Annotated in this window: 21 protein-coding genes and 1 riboswitch; of the genes, 16 read left to right on the top strand and 5 right to left on the bottom strand. The window is 41.8% G+C overall.

Annotation, left to right across the window (positions count from 1 at the left end):
* Positions 1 to 202 precede the first annotated feature (202 nt).
* The gene (locus MR764_RS09480; protein ID WP_247979176.1) at positions 203 to 712 is read right to left on the bottom strand and encodes an RNA polymerase sigma factor; all 510 of its coding nucleotides are present in this window, start codon (positions 710 to 712) and stop codon (positions 203 to 205) included.
* Positions 713 to 950: 238 nt separating this feature from the next.
* Between MR764_RS09480 and MR764_RS09475 the strand changes: the two genes are divergently transcribed.
* Entirely contained in the window at positions 951 to 3,005 is a 2,055-nt protein-coding gene (locus MR764_RS09475; protein WP_247979175.1) for a TonB-dependent receptor, read from the top strand.
* A 133-nt stretch (positions 3,006 to 3,138) separates the two neighbouring features.
* The gene (locus tag MR764_RS09470) at positions 3,139 to 3,555 is read left to right on the top strand and encodes a DUF5606 domain-containing protein (RefSeq protein ID WP_247979174.1); all 417 of its coding nucleotides are present in this window, start codon (positions 3,139 to 3,141) and stop codon (positions 3,553 to 3,555) included.
* An 11-nt stretch (positions 3,556 to 3,566) separates the two neighbouring features.
* On the opposite strand, the gene MR764_RS09465 is transcribed toward MR764_RS09470, so the two are convergent.
* Positions 3,567 to 4,106: an exonuclease domain-containing protein gene (locus tag MR764_RS09465; protein ID WP_247979173.1), complete on the bottom strand. Its 540-nt coding sequence runs from the start codon at positions 4,104 to 4,106 to the stop codon at positions 3,567 to 3,569.
* A gap of 165 nt (positions 4,107 to 4,271) precedes the next feature.
* On the opposite strand from MR764_RS09465, the gene MR764_RS09460 reads away from it, so the two are divergent.
* On the top strand, positions 4,272 to 5,567 hold the full coding sequence (locus tag MR764_RS09460) for an OmpA family protein (RefSeq protein WP_247979172.1): 1,296 nt from the start codon (positions 4,272 to 4,274) through the stop codon (positions 5,565 to 5,567).
* 913 nt (positions 5,568 to 6,480) lie between these two features.
* On the opposite strand, the gene MR764_RS09455 is transcribed toward MR764_RS09460, so the two are convergent.
* The gene (locus MR764_RS09455; RefSeq protein ID WP_247979171.1) at positions 6,481 to 7,476 is read right to left on the bottom strand and encodes an FAD:protein FMN transferase; all 996 of its coding nucleotides are present in this window, start codon (positions 7,474 to 7,476) and stop codon (positions 6,481 to 6,483) included.
* Positions 7,477 to 7,809: 333 nt separating this feature from the next.
* Between MR764_RS09455 and MR764_RS09450 the strand changes: the two genes are divergently transcribed.
* The 13 genes from MR764_RS09450 (at position 7,810) to MR764_RS09390 (ending at position 20,349) form a co-directional block, all read left to right on the top strand.
* Complete coding sequence (locus MR764_RS09450) at positions 7,810 to 8,820, top strand: Gfo/Idh/MocA family oxidoreductase (protein ID WP_247979170.1); 1,011 nt, start codon at positions 7,810 to 7,812, stop codon at positions 8,818 to 8,820.
* A gap of 432 nt (positions 8,821 to 9,252) precedes the next feature.
* Complete coding sequence (locus MR764_RS09445; protein ID WP_247979169.1) at positions 9,253 to 10,137, top strand: restriction endonuclease; 885 nt, start codon at positions 9,253 to 9,255, stop codon at positions 10,135 to 10,137.
* Positions 10,138 to 10,148: 11 nt separating this feature from the next.
* On the top strand, positions 10,149 to 10,478 hold the full coding sequence (locus MR764_RS09440; protein ID WP_247979168.1) for a hypothetical protein: 330 nt from the start codon (positions 10,149 to 10,151) through the stop codon (positions 10,476 to 10,478).
* 45 nt (positions 10,479 to 10,523) lie between these two features.
* The gene (locus tag MR764_RS09435; protein WP_247979167.1) at positions 10,524 to 10,889 is read left to right on the top strand and encodes a DUF2200 domain-containing protein; all 366 of its coding nucleotides are present in this window, start codon (positions 10,524 to 10,526) and stop codon (positions 10,887 to 10,889) included.
* A 123-nt stretch (positions 10,890 to 11,012) separates the two neighbouring features.
* Positions 11,013 to 12,326 carry a sulfatase-like hydrolase/transferase gene (locus MR764_RS09430; RefSeq protein ID WP_247979166.1) on the top strand — a complete coding sequence of 438 codons (1,314 nt, stop codon included), beginning with the start codon at positions 11,013 to 11,015 and terminating at the stop codon, positions 12,324 to 12,326.
* Between the two features lie 64 nt (positions 12,327 to 12,390).
* The gene (locus tag MR764_RS09425) at positions 12,391 to 13,026 is read left to right on the top strand and encodes a chloramphenicol acetyltransferase (protein WP_247979165.1); all 636 of its coding nucleotides are present in this window, start codon (positions 12,391 to 12,393) and stop codon (positions 13,024 to 13,026) included.
* 61 nt (positions 13,027 to 13,087) lie between these two features.
* Positions 13,088 to 13,933: a DUF4349 domain-containing protein gene (locus MR764_RS09420; RefSeq protein ID WP_247979164.1), complete on the top strand. Its 846-nt coding sequence runs from the start codon at positions 13,088 to 13,090 to the stop codon at positions 13,931 to 13,933.
* Positions 13,934 to 14,532: 599 nt separating this feature from the next.
* Positions 14,533 to 14,821, top strand: a riboswitch (cobalamin riboswitch).
* Positions 14,822 to 14,894: 73 nt separating this feature from the next.
* Positions 14,895 to 15,710, top strand: coding sequence for a helical backbone metal receptor (locus MR764_RS09415; protein WP_247979163.1), 816 nt, complete (start codon positions 14,895 to 14,897; stop codon positions 15,708 to 15,710).
* A 4-nt stretch (positions 15,711 to 15,714) separates the two neighbouring features.
* A complete protein-coding gene (locus MR764_RS09410; protein WP_247979162.1) occupies positions 15,715 to 16,734 on the top strand; it encodes an iron ABC transporter permease in 1,020 nt (339 codons plus the stop codon).
* Positions 16,735 to 16,738: 4 nt separating this feature from the next.
* Positions 16,739 to 17,548, top strand: a complete 810-nt coding sequence (locus MR764_RS09405; RefSeq protein ID WP_247979161.1) for an ABC transporter ATP-binding protein — start codon at positions 16,739 to 16,741, stop codon at positions 17,546 to 17,548.
* A 135-nt stretch (positions 17,549 to 17,683) separates the two neighbouring features.
* On the top strand, positions 17,684 to 18,520 hold the full coding sequence (locus MR764_RS09400; RefSeq protein ID WP_247979160.1) for a sugar phosphate isomerase/epimerase family protein: 837 nt from the start codon (positions 17,684 to 17,686) through the stop codon (positions 18,518 to 18,520).
* A gap of 140 nt (positions 18,521 to 18,660) precedes the next feature.
* Positions 18,661 to 19,416: a sulfite exporter TauE/SafE family protein gene (locus MR764_RS09395; RefSeq protein WP_247979159.1), complete on the top strand. Its 756-nt coding sequence runs from the start codon at positions 18,661 to 18,663 to the stop codon at positions 19,414 to 19,416.
* 21 nt (positions 19,417 to 19,437) lie between these two features.
* Entirely contained in the window at positions 19,438 to 20,349 is a 912-nt protein-coding gene (locus MR764_RS09390; RefSeq protein ID WP_247979158.1) for a GTP-binding protein, read from the top strand.
* On the opposite strand, the gene MR764_RS09385 is transcribed toward MR764_RS09390, so the two are convergent.
* Together MR764_RS09385 and MR764_RS09380 are read right to left on the bottom strand one after the other, a co-directional pair.
* Positions 20,346 to 21,041, bottom strand: a complete 696-nt coding sequence (locus MR764_RS09385; protein ID WP_247979157.1) for an LrgB family protein — start codon at positions 21,039 to 21,041, stop codon at positions 20,346 to 20,348. The two genes, MR764_RS09390 and MR764_RS09385, sit on opposite strands and share 4 nt — an antisense overlap.
* Positions 21,029 to 21,388, bottom strand: coding sequence for a CidA/LrgA family protein (locus MR764_RS09380; RefSeq protein WP_247979156.1), 360 nt, complete (start codon positions 21,386 to 21,388; stop codon positions 21,029 to 21,031). Before MR764_RS09380 ends, MR764_RS09385 begins: the two co-directional genes overlap by 13 nt.
* Positions 21,389 to 21,407: the final 19 nt, after the last annotated feature.

The following is a 21,407-nucleotide window of genomic DNA, read 5'->3' as shown; positions in this document are numbered from 1 at the left end:
AAGTAATGATTTCTACTCCTATCCGGGATTTGTTTTTAATTTATAATCCAGAATATTCAATGCAGGATTCCCAATATCCAATTTCCAGGATTTTGTTGGATATTTTTCATTCAAATTTGAGAATTGGATATTTTTAAAAAATGACTTTCAAAAAAAAGGCCTTCAAAAATTGAAGACCTAATTACCTAATCATTTATTATCATTAATTATCAGAGTACTCGTGTAGCGCTTTTTCAAGCTTTTTCCGGGTGAAGAAGATACGGCTTTTCACAGTTCCCAAAGGCAAATTCAGTTCTTCTGCAATTTCTTTGTATTTGTAACCGTCCAAAAACATGGTGAAAGGCACTTTGTATTCGTCTTCCAAAGCATTAATGCTTTTTGTGATTTCTTTTGAACTGTAAAAGGAATCAGGTGCCGGATAGACTTTGTCTTTTGTAAACATCAGGTGAAAGTCGTTGTTTGAACCTTCAAAGGTGTTTTTTGTTTTAACCTTTCTACGATAGTCGTTGATGAAGGTGTTTTTCATTATGGTATAAATCCAGGCCTTGAAATTGGTGTTCTGGGTGAATTTTTCACGGTAAGTAAGCGCTTTCAAAAATGTCTCTTGCAACAGGTCATCAGCTCTTTCCGAGTCGGCAGTCAGACTAAGTGCATAGTAGTGTAGCTTGTCGCTTAACCCTAGCAGGGCGTTGGTGAATTGAATTTGAGTCATGGCGCGTTATTTTTAATTTGTCTAAACAAATTTAAGCTTTTATTACCCTGAAAAGCAAATAAATCATGACAAAAGTCAGTCGATTAAATCTATCCTACATAAAGATTTTTTATCTGCCTATCGTGTTGAATTTGATATATGTTAGTAATACTGCACTTTGGCTCCCGAATCGGTTATGGCCGTTTCTGCACGGCTGTATTCATATCAATTTATATCTTTGCCGCTTCATAGATTTTGTATGATGAGAACAAGTAAGTTTAACCATGATGCGCAATCTGTTTTGTTTTTCCGAAAGTGGGGAAGAAAGAGTTATTCTCTTTTCCTTGCACTGAAGAAAGTTGTGGCGATTTCGGTTTTGGCGGTAATTTATTTTCTGTCGACACCTGTTATAACGCTGGCAACTACTCAGGATACTTCGGAAGTTAAAATGGAATACGACCTTGATGAGATCGAGGTGAGTGCGCAGAGAACACCTGCACTTTATTCGCAGGTAGCACGGATTGTTTCCGTGATCGAGAGAAAAGAAATTGAGGCGGTACCGGCTCAGAGTGTTCAGGACCTGTTAGAGTACATTGCCGGAGTGGATGTGCGACAACGCGGAACTGAAGGAGTACAGGCGGATGTTAGTATTCGCGGTGGTACTTTCGACCAGATCTTAATCCTGCTAAACGGTATTAACATCACCGACCCTCAAACCGGCCATCACAATTTAAATCTTCCAGTCAGTTTAGCCCAAATCGAAAGAATCGAAGTGCTCGAAGGGCCCGCTGCACGTGTCTATGGTCCCAATGCATTTTCCGGCGCCATTAATATTATTACCCGGAAAGGTAATGGGAATTCGGCAACCGTGAATGCTTCGGGTGGAAACTTTGGTTATTTCGATGGGAATGCTTCGGCCAACGTTCAAACCGGTCGGGTTAGCAATGTGCTTGCCTTTAATAAAAAGCGTTCAGACGGGTATACTAACAATACCGACTTTGATGAGTTAAATGGTTTCTATGGCGGTTACCTGAACACAACAGACGGGGATTTGAACGTTCAGCTTGGTATTTCAGAAAAAGGATTTGGGGCAAATAGTTTTTATACGCCCAAATATCCCAACCAGTACGAAGCCACCAAAACACTGTTTACATCGGCTAAGTGGAATTCAACCGGAGATTTGCATTTGAGCCCGGCTGTTTATTATCGGCGTCATCAGGATCGGTTTGAATTATTTCGGAATAATCCGGCTTCGTGGTATGGTGGTCACAATTACCATTTGACAAATACATACGGAGCCAACTTGAATTCATGGTTTGCGTGGGATGCGGGAAAAACTGCAGTAGGATTTGAATACCGGAGCGAGCATATTCTGAGTAATGTTCTTGGAAAAGAGATGGACCATCCCAAAGACGTTCCGGGAGAAGATGCACAGTTTACCAAATCCGATTCAAGAAACACTTTGTCCGGATTTTTGGAGCACTCGTTATATATTAGTAAGTGGACGTTTACGGCCGGGATAATGGGGAACTATATTTCAGGAAGCGATCTTGGTATAAATTTCTTTCCCGGAGTTGATTTGAGTTATGATATTCTGGACGGAGTAAAATTATACTCAAGCTTTAATACCTCGTTGCGAATGCCAACTTTCACCGATCTCTATTATCAGGGGCCCACCAATGTAGGAAACCCTGATTTGAAACCGGAGAAATCGGCAACGATTGAAGGGGGAATCAAGTTTAGTAAGCCGGTGGTGAAAGGACACGTAGTTGTGTTCTATCGAAAGGGAAAAAACATTATCGATTGGGTAAAGGAATCTGAGGATGAGATATGGATGACGCAAAACCTTACCCGCCTGACAAGTTTTGGGGCAGAGGCTCAGGTGCAGCTGCTATTGCGTAAGCGGTTGGGCGAGTTTGTTCCCAATGTCGATGTCAGCTGTTTATTTAATAATGTAGACAAACAGGAAGACGATTTTATCTCGCGTTATGTATTGGATAATTTGAAACACAAGCTGGTACTCTCCGTTAATCAGAGATTGATAAAAAATGTAAGTATCGATCTGAAAATGGTTTACCAGGACAGAGAGGGAAGTTATACCAGATTTGAAGACGCTGCCCCGGCGGGTGAAGTCAGTTACGATCCTTTCTGGTTAGTAGACACAAAGCTGTCTTACAAGCGAAGGAATTTAACACTTTTTTCATCAGTTAATAATTTGTTTGACACGACATATAACGATATTGAAAATGTTGTTCAGCCCGGAAGATGGGTAAAGGCCGGTCTGATTTATACTTTTCAAATCAATAAAAAATAGTCACCTCATAATTTATTCGAAATAAAATAATTACATACGAAGCCGGGTTTTCTGAATTCTGTTGTTTTCGGATACCCGGCCTCTGTTTTAAAAAAGAATTACAAAAATTGTATATTCGCCAAAAATTTAAGTCATGTTAAAGGGAATATTAGCGATTTCAGGCCACTCAGGATTGTTTAAAATGGTGGCAGAAAGTAAAAACAATATAATAGTTGAATCACTGGATACAGGCAAACGTATGCCTGTTTATTCAACAGCCAAAGTTTCGGCGCTGGAAGATATTGCGATCTATACCTATGAGGGCGATGTTCCGCTAAAAGATATTTTTAAAACCATATCAGAAAAAGAGGATGGGGGAGCAGCTATCTCGGCAAAAGCATCGGGAAGTGAACTAAAAGCCTATTTCGAAACTGTTTTGCCGGAATACGACAAAGAGCGTGTATATGTTTCAGACATTAAAAAGGTGTTTTTGTGGTATAACACACTTCAGGAAAAAGAATTGCTCGATTTTACTGAAACAGAGGAAGAGGAAAAAGATACTAAGGAATAGGCTGTTGGCAATCAGAACAGGCGGTAATTGTTCTGACTTTTTAGTCCGCCGTTTTGCTGGTTTTTTTCCATCAGTATTTCAAAAAGTTTAACAGTGGCAAAGGCATCGCCTGCAGCGCGGTGTCTGCCATTTATATTAATACCAAGCTCAGCACACAATTTCCCCAGCGAATAGGAACGATGCCCCGGCAGAAGCTTTCTTGAAAGTTTTACGGTACAAAGTGTTTTGCTTTGATAATCGTAACCCAGCCGTGCAAATTCTTCGCGAATGAAATTGTAATCAAAACTTACATTGTGCGCCACAAAAGTTCTTCCTGAAGTCATTTGAACGATCTTTTTGGCTACTTCGTAAAACTTTGGAGCATTGCTTACCATGTTATTGTCGATTCCGGTAAGGTCGGTGATAAAGTAGGGGATGTCCATTTCGGGGTTGATCAGTGTTGAAAAAGAATCGGTTATAAATTGCCCATTGTGTTGAATAATAGCAATTTCTGTTATTTTTCCAAATTTGGCGCTATGGCCTGTAGTTTCGATGTCAATTATTGAAAACAAAATGTTTAATATTTTGAGTTTATATAATTTTAATGTTTAATTTTGTTCAAAAGTTTAATGTTAATAAAATAAACCATAAGCTGATCTTCCATTCTTTGTAGGAATAAAATTAATTTTTAAATTGGCTGAAGATTTCAAAGACAACAAAAAATAAACTCTTAGATTATGAAAAAAATTACTCTATTCTTTCTCACTATGTTATTGGTTACTGGAGCTGCGGTAGCGCAGAATTCAGATAACAAATGGGCGATAGGCCTTGGACCTGGTATTGATTATAACATTGAACGGGAATATACAAGCCCACTGGCTAATTTTTATATCAGCCGCTACCTGACCCCACGGTTCGATATTATGTTGGATAACAGAATGTCATTCAACGATCCGAATGTGGATGTTTTCACCACATTATTGAACTTACGTTTTAAACTTCTTAATGAAGATAAAGCCATTCAACCATTCCTGCTTGCTGGTGGTGGTTATATGTGGGATAACAGAGAAACCGGTTTCACATTCGATTATGGTGCAGGTATAAAAGTTCCTGTAAGCGACAGAACATCTCTTTTCGTTGCTGGAACTTATGTTAACAGTATCGAAGGCTGGCATTCAGGACATCCTGGATTTGGATGGACTGACGAACATTTTATGATTACCAGTATTCTTGAATTTGCTTTAGGCAAAGGAAAAGATTCAGATGGTGACGGCGTAAAAGACAGAAAAGACGAATGTCCTGATACACCTCCGGGAGTACAAGTTGACGAAAAAGGATGTCCGCTGGATCGTGACGGTGACGGTGTTCCGGATTATAAAGATGATTGTCCGGATGAAGCTGGTCCTGCTTCATTGAACGGCTGTCCAGACCGCGATGGTGACGGTGTTGCTGACAAAGATGATGATTGCCCGGATGTAGCTGGTTTGGCTAAATTCAAAGGCTGTCCTGATACTGACGGTGACGGTGTTCCGGATCCAAAAGACAAATGTCCTGATACACCAAAAGGTTGTGCAGTTGACTCAGACGGTTGTCCGCTTGATTCAGACGGTGACGGTGTAATCGACTGTGAAGATAAATGTCCGCAACAAGCCGGTCCTGCTTCAAACAACGGATGTCCTGATTGGTCAGACATGGAAGTTGAAACAATCTATTTCGATTTCGACAAAGCAGATTTGAGCCCTGCGTTCAAAGCAGAATTGGATAAATTGGCTGAACAGTTGAATGCTGCAAAAGAATACGAAATTGTTGTGGGTGGTCACACTTGTAACATCGGTACAGAAGCATACAACATGAAACTTTCTGAAAAACGTGCTCAAGCCGTTGTAAAATACCTGTTGATGAAAGGTGTTAACAATGCTTACGTTGGATCAAACAACTACGGAGAAAGCAAACCAGCAGTTGCGAATGATTCAAAAACACACAGAAAAGAAAACCGTCGTACTGAATTCGAAGTTGCTAAAATTAGAAAATAGTACTCGTACGAGATAATATTCAAAAAGCTCTGCCGTTTGGCAGGGCTTTTTTTTTGAAAGTCTGTCAACGAAAGACAGCTATTTTTCGTCCGGAAGTCTTATAAATCTATGATCAACTAACTGTTCCAGACGATTTCCCTTCGGTCATTTCATCCCGGCGTTATACACCGGGTTACTCACATTCGAGGCTTTCAGCGCCATAAAAAGCTATGTGTTCAAACATTATTGTCCGGTTAACTCGACTTAAGTTTGTAATTCTGTTCAATATACCAAAGGGATAAAATAAGATTAACCTCGGGTGAAACCCGGAGCTGATATGTAAATAATAGAAGGCGCAATCAATAAGCGATTCAACGCACAATCGCTTTATGCGCGTTGTAATCTAACTACTTTTATGAAATGCTGTCGGCAAGCCACACTGTCATTCCTGTTGGTGATTCCCGAAAATCATGATTGTTTTCTGCCTTGCACTGATGTCTTTTATGATTTAATCCCTTTCAATTTGGGTAGCGATAATCAACTCATTCGATCGTATTATTCGTAAAAGGAATTTAATAACTGCTGTTGGGAAATATGGGCAGTCCGAATTAATGGGAATTTCGAATTTCATATGAAACGAAAGCGAACCTATAAAGCTTGCAAAGAAGTCAGATGATTGCCACAAGAAACTACGTCTTGACTTTTAATGCTAACACTGAAATGAAATACGTAAAGAGACTGTTCATCGCGTAAGTAAAATCAAGACCGGTCAACGAGCCAAAAGAAGCGAAAAGGCACAGACTAATTATCAGCCCATGCTTAGCTTTCTTTTGAGTAAGCCCTGGCATACTAAACGTTAAGCTTACTTGTGATATGCTCTTTTCAAAAACTAACTTAAAAATATACTCACCGATTAAGGCAACTCAATCAAGACCTATTTTGCCATATACTGCGAAAATCCTTCCGACATATACACCTTGTTTTCTCCCTGATCATCAGCATAAATAAAATAGATTTCCAGACCGGGAACTTTACTTGCCACCTCAATTCCCGCATCTTTCCCCAAAACCATAAAGGCAGTGGCAAAAGCATCGGCAGTCATACAATCGTTGGCCAAAACGGTAGAACTAAGTACACTGTGTTGCACCGGGTAGCCCGACGACGGATCGATGGTGTGCGCATACTTTTTCCCGTTTTCTTCATAAAAATTAAGGTAATTACCCGAAGTCGCCAGGGCACGGTCAGGAAGCCGGATGGCAGCATTCAAATCGTTACGGAAAGGATCTTCCGAAGGTTCGCGAATACCGATAGTCCAGGTGCGGCCTTTGTCGTTGTTTCCTTTGGCAACCACTTCGCCACCGATGTCAACCATGTAGTTAAGGCATCCGTGTTTAGCCAGAAATTCGCCGATCAGATCACAGGTATAACCTTTGGCAATGGCGCTCATGTTGAGCTGTATCTCAGGTATATCTTTCTCAATTTTCCCGTCGACGATTCTGATTTTTTGATACCCGATCAACGCCTTTAGTGAGTCGACCACTTCCTGCGTCATCTTTTGCCGGTGTTCGGGGCCAAATCCCCAGGCATTGATCAGCGGGGCAGCGGTAATGTCGAAAGCTCCGTTGGTGATCACCGAAATTTCTTCGGCTTTATTAAAGCAGTTAATAAATTCGGGTTCCAGCGTTACGGCTTCATTGCGGTTGACTTTCGAAATGGTCGACGCTTTTTCGTAGTGCGAAAAAATCAGCGTTAAACGGTGAAACTCTTCATCAATTTTCTCCTGAAGATCCGATCCATCCGGACTTTCATATTTTATACTGTAGTAGGTTCCGTAAACGGTGCCGTTATTCGCGATATATTTGGCGACCGGTTGTTGGCAGGCTGCCATAAAAAACAATGCAGCAACCAATATGGAAATACGTATCTTCATTATCCTGTAAATTAATTTGGATGAAAACTTATTCAACTTAAATGATTCGGATGTAAAATTAGCATTTTCAAACGGTGGCTGGTTTTATTCGGGGAATTAATATTACAATTCATCATTATTCAAACGATGTGCGGGAGAGGTTTCTGCCTGGTTTTCATCAACCGAAGGTTGTTCATATCACAACAGTAGATCAGCTGGTTGAATGTTTTTTACACCCGCTAAATGCTGTTTTTGGTCTGCTTTAGTCTTGTAAATTCAAAAAAAATACAGAGATAAAACCAGGCGATGTATTACCTTTAAGACCTTTGATAACTTAAACATTCAATCGATTTTATGTCTGAAACAAAAACGTATAACTGGGCGGTTTTGGGATGCGGAAAGATTGCCCGGAAATTTGTGAGCGATCTGAAGTTATTGCCCAACGCGAGGCTTTATGCGGCTGCGGCACGCGACTTATCGCGTGCTCAGGAATTTGCCGCTGAGCTGGGTTTTGAAGTGGCTTACGGCAGCTACGAAGAGTTGGTTCGCGATCCAAAGGTCGATGTGATCTATATTGCCACTCCGCATTCGCATCATCGCGAACATGCCCTGTTGTGCCTGAGCCACAAAAAGGCAGTGTTGTGCGAAAAGGCGCTGGCGCTCAATTCAAACGGAGTGGAGGAAATGATGGCCTGTGCCCGCGAAAACAACACCTTTTTTATGGAAGCATTCTGGACGATGTTTCAGCCCAGCTACCGTAAGGCGATGGAAATACTTCGCTCGGGAGAGTTGGGTAAAATCAAGATCGTGCGGTCCGATTTTGCTTTTAATGCGCCTTACCTCGAAGACAAGCGTCTGTACAATGTAAAACTGGGAGGCGGTTCGTTGCTCGATATTGGTATTTACCCGGTGTTTGCAGCGCTAACATCGCTGGGCCTGCCCGAAACCATTAAAACTTTTGCCGATTTCAGCCCGACCGGTTCCGAAGAAAGTATCAGTATCATTTGTAAATACGCAGATGGCGCTATGGCGAACCTAACCTCGAGCTTCTCGTCGTATTCGCCCACGCAAACCGAATATTTTTGCGAAAAAGGCTACCTGGTTCTTAATCCGCGCTGGTTTACGCCTACCCAGGTTACGGTTTGGAAAGAGGGAGGTGAAGTAATGACTTATCCCAAGAGCCACAAGGAGGGATTTGGCTACCAGTACGAAGCCGAACATGTGATGGAATGCCTCGATCAGGGGCGGATCGAAAGCCCGCTAATGAGCTGGCAAATGAGTCGCGACCTGATTAAGTTCCTCGACCGGATCCGCATCGACGCAGGCATCTTTTTCCCTGATCACGACGATAAAATGTTTTTCTAGAATAACGTGGCAGGAAGTTGCCAATGCCCTGAGACCTTCAAGGTTTTTGCAACCTTGAAGGTCTTTGCTTACAGGTAGTTATCCGGTAATTTTCCGCCATTCTGTTACTGTTTTTTTTTTGCGGCTTTTTTTACCTCCTTGTTGGGGTCATATTGTTCGCCTTGGCAAACAGCCTGGTGGACGTACCTCGATGGCTTTGAAGATCCATTTTACGCTTTGGTCGTAAATCCATTGATATTTTGTCAGATTTATGTTTATTTTAGGACAAAATCAATCATACCCAATACCTTGAAAACAAAGCATACAAGGGCCAAAAAGCATTATTCCCAGTTTTCAGAAATATAAAGGAGATAACAGCAAGTTATTAAAATGGTAGCTAACAAGGCATAACAGTATTATTACATTTAGGCAGGAAAGAAAAAATGAATCTATATGGAAATACCAAAATTTCATGAGACTTTTATCCCAATCTTGAAAGTATTAGAGAATGGAGAAACACTCCAAACAAGGGAAATGTATCATAAAGTAATTGATCAATTCTATTCAGAACTAACCAAAGAGCAGCTAGAGCAGAAAACGAAAAGTGGTGAGGTTTTAATAATAAACAGGATTGCTTGGGGCAAATCATATTTAAAAAAGGGGGGATATATAGAGTTTCCCAAAAGAGGATTTGTAAGAATAACCGAGAAAGGTAAAACACAAAGTTCTTCAGAGTTGACGTTGAAGCAAGTTGAAAGTTCAGAGAACTACCTTGAATTCTATAATGAGGAAAATTCCAAAAAAGTATCGACACCTTCAATAATGGAAAATGCTTCACCACAAGATCTGATTGACGAAGGCTTTAATCAAATTGATATTCAGGTCAAAGATGAATTACTAGAGAAGTTGAAGAAAATTGATCCATTTTATTTTGAGAAAGTAATTCTTATTCTGCTCAAAAAAATGGGTTATGGTGACTTTGTTGAAACAGCAAAAACTGGAGATGGTGGAATTGACGGAATAATCAATGAGGATAAACTTGGATTGGATAAAATTTACATTCAAGCCAAACGATATGGTGAAAATAAGGTGCGTGAAAAAGAAATCCGAAATTTTATAGGAGCAATGAGCGGAGACACTCAAAAGGGGGTATTTGTTACAACATCTTCATTTGATTCCGGAGCAATAAAAAAAGCTCATGATGCTCATCATACGATTATTTTGATTGATGGATTAAAGTTAGTTGATCTTATGTATCAGTATAATGTAGGCATTCAAACAAAAGCGGTTTATGAATTTAAAGAACTAGATCATGATTTCTTTGAAGAAAATAATTAATTGAAAGTCTGATGTCAAATCAATGGAGTATTCCAAAGAATGTTGAACAAATTGTAAGAGAAAGAGACACTGCATGCGTTTATTGTGGAGTATCATTTTCGTGTGAAAGCAATTCACGAAAGAGTAAGCCATCTTGGGAGCATATAATAAATGACATAAGAATTAATGGGACTGATAATATCGCTCTTTGTTGTGTGTCATGTAATGCTAGTAAAGGTTCGAAATTGCTTAAGGACTGGCTTGAAAGTGACTATTGTAAGAAAAAAGAAATTACGGTTGATTCTGTTGCTGAAATAGTGAGAATAGCATTAAATAATCCTCCCGGATTGGATAATGACTAAGCATAACACCACACCACAATAGCATATTTTAAACAGAAGGCAGCAATGAAAACAACACAGGAACACAATGAGAAAATCGCGAAAATGACTTTTGCAGCTGTCTATCCGCTCTACATCCGAAAAGTGGAGAGCAAAGGTAGGACAAAAGAAGAATTGAACCGGGTGATAGAGTGGCTGACCGGATTTAACGAAAGCAAACAGCAGGAACTGATAGCCGAAAATGTGAATTTCGAAACCTTCTTTAAGCGGGCAACTTTGCACCCCAATGCCCATTTGATAACCGGTGTAATTTGTGGTTACCGGATCGAAGAAATCGAGAATCCTGTCACCAAGCAAGTGCGATATTTAGACAAGCTGGTCGACGAATTGGCGAAAGGCAAAAAGATGGAAAAAATTTTAAGAGGTTCATAGATGGATCAATTGACAAGGTTACCCGGAGTTACCGCTTCCGGCTTGTTGTAATTTCCGGTGTACGTGGCGCCATCGGGCCACGATAAGAGATCGTTAGTACTAGTTTTAAATCGATAAGAACCAATGAAAGCTATTCGAAAACTATCAATCGTATTTTGGGCTTTAGCTTTTTTTCCCTGTTCAACAGATGCAAAAAAAGACCGGCCGAATGTGGTACTGATCATGGCCGACGATATGGGGTATGAATGTCTGGGTGCCTATGGCTCCACATCGTATAGTACTCCTCATCTCGATAAAATGGCTGAACAGGGCATCCTTTTCTCCAACTGTGTTTCGCAGCCCTTGTGTACTCCTTCGCGGGTAAAACTGATGACCGGAAAATACAACTACCGCAATTATGATTATTTCGGGCATTTAAACCTTTCGGAATATACTTTTGGGAACCTGATGCAGGAAGCGGGTTACGAAACCTGCATTGCCGGGAAATGGCAGTTAAACGGGCTGGCTTATAAAGACCTTATTGCCGACTGGAACGACAACACCCGCCCCAATAAATTCGGGTTTCAGGAATATTGCCTGTGGCAGCTTACAAAAGCCGGAAAGCAGGGCGAACGGTACGCAAATCCTTTAATCGAACAGAACGGCAAAATCATGGAAAGAAACAAGGATGACTATGGCCCCGATATTTTTTCGGACTTTATCCTGGATTTTATCGAACGGAAAAAAGATAAGCCCTTCTTTGTTTACTATCCCATGGTTTTGGTTCACGATCCTTTTGTCCCAACGCCCGATTCGCGGGATTGGGAAAACCCCGAATTCAGGTATAAAAAAGACACCGCCTATTTTAAAGACATGGTGGCTTATGCCGATAAAATGGTAGGCAAAATTATGAATAAACTAAAAGAACTGAAGCTGGATGATAACACCATTGTAATCTTCACAGGCGATAACGGAACCAATATTAACATCAAATCTCATTTGGGGGAAGAGCTGATTGCCGGAGGAAAAGGAAAAACAATTGATGCCGGTACGCACGTTCCGCTGATTGTCTACTGGCCTGCTCAAATCAAAGAGAAACTGGTATTCAACGATCTGATCGAGTTTAGCGATTTTTTCCCAACGTTGGCAGATTTAACACAGACCGATGCTGAATCAGACGGAAAAAGTTTTTATCCTCTACTAATTGGCGGAGAATATCAGCCCCGAACTACCGCCTTTGTACATTATGATCCGCGCTGGGGAGAATTTGTAAACCGGCACAGAAATCAATTTGTACGAACACTGGAATATAAGCTCTATCCCGACAGTAGTTTCTATCATCTAACCCACGATAAACTGGAAAAGCACCCGTTGTTACCCGATTCGCTCCGGCCCGAAGAGCTGGTAATAAAACAGGCATTGGAGAACGAGCTGAAGAAGCATCCGAAGTGGAAATAAAATTACTGTTTCAGTATGATGGCGCAGTGTGAAAAGAGGAAACCTGTCATAAAAGCATAAAGCAATGAAGTATATTGATCTTGAAACCTGGAAACGAAAAGGCCATTTCGAGTTTTTTCACCGGATGGACTATCCGCATTACAACATTTGTATGAACCTCGATGTGTCGAACTTTGTGCAGTTTAGCCGACGGAATAACTTATCGTTTTACTACGCCATGGTGTTTGCCGGAACATCGGCGCTTAACCAGATAGAGAACTTCCGGTACCGGATACGCGATGGCAAAGTGGTACTTCACGACAAGGTACACCCTTCATTTACCGATATGGACAAAGCCGGAACCGATGACCTTTTTAAATTTGTAACGCCTGAGTTGGGCGATAATATTTTTGATTTTGAACGTCGGGCGAAAGAAACCAGTGAAAACCAACAGGAATATTTTGAATTTGAAAAACTTGCCGGTCGCGATGACCTTGTTTACATAACCTGTATTCCGTGGATTTCGTTCACGCATATTTCACATACCATTTCGTTTAATAAAGATGATTCAGTTCCGCGAATTTCCTGGGGAAAATTCTTTACGCAAGACAATAAAATTCTGCTGCCTTTTTCGGTACAGGTGAATCATGCGCTGATCGACTGCTATCATGTAGGGAAGTACATCAATCAGTTACAAACTTTTCTGGATCAAATAACGTAGGATTATCAGCTACTTCATAAACGGGTAGTCGTTATATTAAATAAATCAAAAAACTATTCCAATGAAATTCATTCTTTCAATTATTGTTTTAATGGTCTTACTGGCCTCATGCGGGCAGCATCAGGGTGACGAAAGATCGTACGCATTGGATCAAATCGAAGAGGAAATTATGCCGGTAACCCGGGAAGATTTGTCCAGTCCGCCGCCACCGCCGCTACCTCCGGTGAAAGAGCACGAAGGGATCAAAAAGAAAATCATTAAAGACGGGCGTTTACAGATAGAGGTAAAAGACCTGGAAAGTACCAAATCGCGTATCGATACATTGGTGAAAATGTATGGCGGTTATTACGACAACGAGAGCTTTAATAATACCGAACGGGAATCTTCGTATAATTTAAAAATCAGGATACCCGGTTCAACCTTTGACCGCTTTGTCAGCGACGTAGAAAAAGGTAAGGGCGAAATAAAATTCAAGGAGATTGAGGCACGCGATGTCACTGATCAGTTTATTGACCTGGAAACCCGGCTTCAAAACAAAAGGAATTACCTGGCACGATACAACGAACTGCTCTCGCAAGCCAAAACGGTAAAAGAAATACTGGAGATTGAAGAGGAAATACGTGGAATTGAAGAGGAAATTGAAAGTACAACCGGCAGACTGAAATACCTGGGCGATTTGGTCGATTACAGTACGCTGAACCTGACCCTCACAAAACGAAAAGACTTTAAATACAATCCAACCGACCGCGACAATTTTGGTCAAAGATTAAAACAGGCCCTGTCGAAAGGCTGGTTTGGCTTTATCGATTTTATACTCTTTATGGTGAACCTGTGGCCATTCTGGTTGATTGTAACACTGTTGGTTTACGGCCTGATACGACTGGGGAAAAGGAAGACAAAGAAATAGGATTGTGGTGTGCAAAAGAGCAGTATTCAAAAGTAAATCTGTTTGAAAGGATGTTTCTTCAGGAAACGGGCACGATGTCTAAGGAAATAAGCATCCTGATTTTAGAAACTCGCATGCCAGTTAAAGAAGTAAGCATCCCATCTGTAGAAATAAACATCCTGTAGATGGAAGTATGCAATCTGTAAAAGGAAATAAGCAGCCTGATTTTACAAACTCGCATGCCAATTAAAGAAGTTAGCATCCTATTTGTTAAAGTAAGCCTCCCGTTTGTTAAAGTAAGCCTCCCATTTGTTGAAGTAAGCCTCCCGTCGAAGGAAATAAGCAGTAGGTTCAAAGGAGGTTATGAGGGTGTCTGAAAATTGAAATGAAAATATTCCTGGCTTACACCTTGAACGTTAGTGTATAAAAACAGAACACTGATAACACCGATTTTGCAAATAATCACGGATAAAATCGGCGAAAATCTGTTGAGTCTGCGTTATCTGTGTTCCATTCGTTTTTTTATGTAAGTTTCATACTTTTCATACACCCTCAACAAAGTAAATCCAACAAGGTGCTGACTTGCCTTACCGGAGCAGCCAACTGCCACAAAAAATTTTCTACCTTTGTCGGAGGTTGGTAACGAAGTGTCGTTAAAAGGGAATCCGGTTAAATTCCGGAGCTGTACCCGCAGCTGTAAGTTCCGGTTTTTTCTTAAGATTTGTGAGGAATCTCAATCAAATCGTTAGAAAAACAGAATCCTGATAAAAAAGAATAAAGTAAAATTCTTCGTCAGGATCTGTTACAAAACAAACTGACTTTTCTTACACCATTATCCGTTGGTGAACGGATGAGAAGGTTGAAGTCGGAGAACGAGCCAGAAAACCTGCCAACAAAAAAAGATGAACGAACTTCGGGAGTAAAGTGTCGGGAATCATTCGCATGATTCTGTAAGTTGTTTCCGGGTTGAAAAAAGTATCCAATGAATGCGAAAAGCATTTGGCTTTCGGTAGTACTGTTTCTGCTAATTGTTCCGGTTTTTGGAACCGGGGTGCAACGTGTGGTTTCGCTGGCGCCATCGATTACCGAAAATATTTACCTGATTGGCGCGCAGAACAAGTTGGTGGGATGTACCAGTTATTGCACGCAGGCGGTAAACGATGGTGTTGACCAGGTGGGGTCTACCATCGATGTGAACATTGAAAAACTGTTTTCGCTAAAGCCCGACCTCGTGCTGGCTTTGCAGCTGACCAAACAACAGGACATTGCAGCCATGGAAAAGCTGGGAATAAGAGTCGAAACCATGAAATCGCCGCGTAATTTTGCCGAAATGTGCGAACAAACAAAATTCATTGCTGATTTGCTCGGAAGCTCAGAACATGCAACTGAAGTGCTCGAACCTCTGGAAAAGAGAGTGGCGGAAATTCAGCAGCTAACCAAATCGTTGAAACCTCAGAAGATCTTTTTTCAGATTGGCGCCAATCCGATTTTTACGGTGCTGGAAAATACCTTTATGAACGATTTTATTACATTTTGTAACGGCTCCAACATTGGGGCCGGGCTTACCAAGGGAACCATGACGCGCGAAAGTGTGGTGCTGCGTAATCCCGATGTGATTATTATTGCGACCATGGGAGGTTTTGGCGAAACGGAAAAAGAGGAGTGGATGAATTACAAAAGTGTGTCGGCCGTTCAAAATGGCAAGGTTTTTCTAATAAACTCGGAGACTTCCTGTAGTCCGACTCCTCAGAATTTTGTGAGCGCGCTCGAAGATATGTATCGTTTTTTAAGTGAATAAGCGGATGGCGGGAATACGAACAAAATACTGGAAGTGGATCGTCTTTTTAGCGGCGCTGTTGTTGTTGCTGGCGATCTCGGTGGCCATTTCTCTTTCATCGGGCGAAATCGATATTCCGATTAGCCGGCTTCCGCAAATCCTTTCGCAACCCGATTCAATGGAGTTTACCATTCTTACCCGGATCAGAATACCCCGGTTGATTCTCGCTATTGCCGTTGGAGGTGCCTTGAGTCTTTCCGGGGCTATTTTACAGGGGATTTACCGTAACCCGCTGGTGGAACCTTACACCCTGGGTATTTCAGGTGGAGCGGCGCTGGGGATTGCCATTGCCATTGTTTTTGGACTGAATAGCCTGAGCTTTCTTACGCTTCCCGTGTTTGGCTTTTTAGGAGCCATAATCACCTTGTTTTTGGTGTATTTTCTAAGCATAAAAAGGGCAGGGCTTAGTATCAACAGCATGTTGCTGATTGGGGTGATGGTGAGTTTTATTTCATCGTCGGCCATGATGTTTTTGATGTCGATCTCGACTACCGATAACCTGCAAAGCATTGTTTTTTGGGTGATGGGGGCGCTGGACGAATCAAATTCGATGTTAATAAGAATCGCAATGTATTCGTCGCTGGCCGGACTGATCATTACTTATTTCTTTGCACAGCCTTTAAATGCGCTGCGTTTGGGAAATGCCAAGGCAAAACATTTGGGAATCAATACCGATGTTACGGTTCGCCTGTTGTTTTTTGTGGCGTCGCTGCTCACCGGGATTGCGGTTTCCGTAGCCGGGGTGATCGGTTTTGTGGGACTGGTAATTCCTCATCTGGTACGTTTGCTTATCGGTAACGATTACCGGATATTGCTGGGCGGATCGTTTCTGGGAGGCGCTATTTTTCTCGTGTTAAGCGATACGATTGCCCGGACGATCATTGCTCCCAACGAGTTGCCAATAGGCGTAATTACAGGTTTTGCAGGCGGACTGGTTTTTATTGTTGTGCTGAGTAGGTCACGTTCTCACGTTAAATTAAATTGAATACATGCAGTCATTTGTTAACATAGAACATTTTTCGTGCGGTTATCCGGGGCATTTTGTCCTCGACGATGTCAGCTTTGGTATTCAGAAAGGAGACTTTGTCGGAATCATCGGCCCCAACGGATCGGGGAAAACTACTTTGTTCAGAGGCATTTCTGCCGAGCTTTCCGCATTAACAGGGGTAGTTACCTTAGACGGAAAAAACATTCACAAAATGAGTTTGCGGCAACGCGCGCAAAACGTAGCCATTGTTACGCAAACAATCGAGGCAGGCGCAATGACCGTGGAAGAGTATGTGTTAATGGGCCGCATGCCTTACCGAAAACAGTTTCAGTTTTTTGAGAACGAGAACGATTTTGCCATTGTCGAGAAATACATGAAACTCACGGGTGTTGACCGGCTTCGGAACAAATTCATGAACGCCTTGAGTGGGGGAGAGCAGCAGTTGGCGGGTATTGCCCGTGCACTGGCACAGGAACCTCAGTTGCTTTTGCTGGATGAACCCACATCGCATCTTGATATCACACACCAGGTTCAGATTTTGAACCTTATCCGCCGCTTGAGCCACGATCTGAAACTGACCATTCTGATGATAATTCACGATTTGAATCTCGCCGGAGAATATTGCGATCAGCTGATCATGATGCAAAAGGGAGGCGTTCGTAAAACAGGTATTCCGATGGATGTGCTCAATTATAAAGACATTGAAGCAGTATACGACACTGTGGTGATTACCCGTACGAATCCGGTCTCCGGAAAACCGGTTGTCTTCTTGATTTCAGAGGACGTGATGAGCACAAAAAAGCTTCCGTGAAACCTGTTGAATGTTCAGCAATCAAGATTTTCTGACCGGGATTAGGTTATATCCTCCATTTCATTTTTAGGCCGCAAGCCTGGTTCCGTAAATTATTTGCTACTTTTATACCCATTAAATCTAAATCATTGAACCATGAAAAAACTTTTGACATTAACTGTCCTGATTGTTTTTGCACAGTTGGCAGTTCATGCACAACAGCCCAAAAGGCCCGATCCTCAACCGGCGCCGGAAACTCAAGAGAACTTTAAGCTGGGAGTTGCCGGTTACACCTTCCATAAATTCGATCTTCAAACTACGCTTGAAACCCTGCAACGTTGTGATGTTCATTATTTGTGCATCAAGGATTTTCATTTGCCGGTAGCAAGTACCGATGAAGAAATTGCCGCTTTTCATGCCAAATGTGCCGAATACGGTGTAAAAGGTTATGCTGTGGGCCCGCTTTATATGAAATCGAAAGAAGATGTCGACAAGTATTTTGATTACGCCAAAAGGGTGGGCGTGAATACGATTGTCGGCGTTCCGAATTACGATCTGTTGCCTTATGTCGATGAAAAAGTAAAAGAATATGGATTCTTTTATGCCATTCACCTTCACGGTCCCGATATCGACATTTACCAGGATGCGGATGAAGTTTGGGAAAAAACAAAAGATCTGGATCCGAGAATCGGTATGTGTCTCGACATCGGTCACGATACCCGTAACGGTAAAGACCCGGTGGCCGACTTAAAAAAGTATCATTCACGTGTGTTTGATATTCACCTGAAAGATGTGACCGGAACCACAAAACTGGGGTATTCGGTAGAAGTGGGAAGAGGCATTATTGATTTTCCTGCCTTTGTGAAAATGATGCGTAAAGTAAACTATACAGGTGTGATAAGTTTGGAACACGAACGTAACATGGACAATCCTTTTATGGGAATTGCCGAGTCCATCGGTTATTTCCGCGCCATGATTGTGGCAACCCGCTAAAGGAACAAAGCGTAAATGAATAGTTGAAAGGTGTTGGCGTAGAGTTAACACCTTTTTTGTTTTGAATTACAAACTGTTATTTCACACCTTTGTAGTGATTAACAATAGGAAGCCGAATTATACCCGCAAAATCGATAAACATGGAGTGGTATTTTGTTTTAGCCCTGATAGGAACCGGAATTGCAGCCGGTTTTATAAACACGACAGCCGGTGGCGGATCGATGCTGACGGTTCCCTTGCTAATGTTTATGGGATTGCCGGCCAACGTGGCAAACGGCACAAACCGGATTGCTATTTTGATGCAAAATATCGTTACCGTTCGAACTTTCCGCCAAAAGAAAGTCCTCGATTATAAAGAAGACTTTCGGTTGACGATTCCGGCAGTATTGGGCTCACTGGTGGGGGCGTTAGTTGCGGTCGAGATAAATACCTTTTTGCTCGAAAAGATCATTGCGGGAGTGATGGTGATGATGCTTTTGCTGGTGGTATTAAAACCCGATGTGTGGATAAAAGAACGCGCGGGGTCGGTAAACGCGAAACCAACATTCTGGCAGTACCTCATTTTCTTTTTTATCGGCTTGTATGGCGGATTTATTCAAATTGGAGTGGGATTTATTTTACTGGCCGGTTTGGTACTGGGCTGTGGACATAACCTGGTGAAAGCAAATGCTTTGAAAGTTTTTATTGTTTTGATGTACATGATCTTTTCGCTCGGAATTTTTATTTACAATAAACAAGTTGATATCCGGGCGGGTTTGATACTTGCAGCAGGCAACATGTTTGGAGGCTGGCTCGGGGTAAATTTCACCGTAAAAGGCGGTGCGAAGTATGTGCGTTACATGTTGATTTTTGCGATGATCATTGTGATCTTAAATTTGTTTGGAGTGTTTGGATAGAATAAAACTTTCACTGTTCACTTGAAAAGAGATACGAAAATACCAGTCACCGTAATAACCGGCTTTTTGGGAGCTGGAAAAACCACGTTTATCAACCAATTGCTTCAGAAATATCCGGAGCGAAAGTTTGCCCTGGTGGAAAACGAATTTGGCGACGTGGCGATCGATACTAAACTGATCAAAGGAGTGGATGCCAGTCAGATGTTCGAATTGAAGCAGGGGTGCATTTGCTGTACGATTACCGACGAATATGAGCTGGTTTTACAGGAACTGGCTGATCGTTTTCCGGATGTGGAGCACTTGCTGATCGAGACCACGGGAGTAGCCGATCCTGCACCGGTGATTCAGCCTTTTTTTAGCGATGAAAGATTAAAGGAAATATACGCTTTCAACGGTACGATTTGCTTGGTGGATGCACTTCATTTTGATGAAATTCCTGAAAAGGAAATTTCGTTAAAACAGTTGGCAGTAGCCGATCTGATTCTGATCAACAAATCGAATGAACTGACAAAAGGACAACATGAAGCGTTCCTAAAAGAAATTGGAAAACTGAATCCCTTTGCACGAATGATTCCGACAGCTTATGGAAATGCCAATGATGTGGAGTTGGATAAAGTGATGCAGAAGATCCGTACGGCTTTTGATTTTGTGCATTTTCCTTCGGTACACCAACACATCGAAACCAAATTAATGGAATTTGGTACGCCCATCCCAAAAGAAGAATTTCTTCGCTGGTTTTCGTATTTGATGGATGTAAATAAGCGCCTGATCTACCGCACCAAGGGAGTGCTGTATTTTGAAGACGAACCTTTTGAGTACATTTTGCAGGGTGTAGGCGGCAACTTCGAACTCACCGAAGGAGATCTGGTGATCGAACCCGGTGAAAGCAAAATTGTATTTATCGGAAAATTAAGCGACGTTCAGTTTAATTAATACCAGCCCATCAGCTGCATTAAGATGACTGCCAGCACGGTGGTAAGTGCAGCAACACCAATTGCCAGTCCACTCATGGCACCTTCTGTTTCGCCCATTTCAATGGCTTTGGTCGTTCCCAATGCATGCGACGAAGTACCAATGCTTAATCCTTTGGCCACCGGGTGGGTAATGCGCAGTAATTTCAGCATAAAAGGAGCCAGCGAACCGCCCAGTAATCCTGTAATGATGATGGAAATGATGGTGATTCCTTCGTTGGCCTGAAGCATATTGGCTACACCGATTCCGATGGGAGTGGTGACCGAATGACCGATGAGGGAACGTTCCAGCAATTCATTTATTCCCAACAAACGACAGAGTACAATTACTGAAATGATGGCAGACAAAACACCCGAAACAATTCCTCCTAAAATGGAATATTTATGCTCAACCAGAAGTTTTCGCTGGCGGTAAAGCGGTAAAGCCAGCACCACCGTAACCGGTCCCAAAAGTGAATGGATAACACTTCCGCCTTTCATGTAATGATCGTAAGGAATATCGCCCATAACCAAAATGCAAATAATAATGACGGTTGACAAAAGAAGCGGATTGAGCCAGTTCAGGCCCGATCGTTTCCGGACCAGCGAGATAACATAAAAGCAGCCCACGGTAAGGAAAATACCAAAAAGGTGGGCGTTGGTTATTTTTTCCATCGTTCTTTTAAATTAATCAACAATTGGGTGGACAATGCAGTAACCGCCAAAACGATAATGGTTGACAGCACAACAACTAAAGAGGTTTGAAAATAGTGACCGTCCAAAGCATGGTAAGTAACCAGTACACCAACGGTTGCCGGAATAAAAAAGAATCCCATATTCTGAATCATAAAATCGGCTGTTTCGCGGATATGTTTTTCCTTTAAAATTCCTGTAAGCAATAATACCAGCAGCAATATCATCCCGGAAATAGAGCCCGGAATGGGAAGGTGCAGGTATTTGCTCAATAATTCTCCGGCGAGGTTAATCCCCAGAATAATAAAAAGTTGTTTAAATACCTTCATTACTAAGTGTATGATGTAA

It is taken from the genome of Maribellus sp. YY47, from assembly GCF_023111095.1.
GTDB lineage: Bacteria > Bacteroidota > Bacteroidia > Bacteroidales > Prolixibacteraceae > Draconibacterium.
Note: the sequence above shows the minus strand (reverse complement) of the source record. Positions and strands in the feature narration are given on the sequence as shown.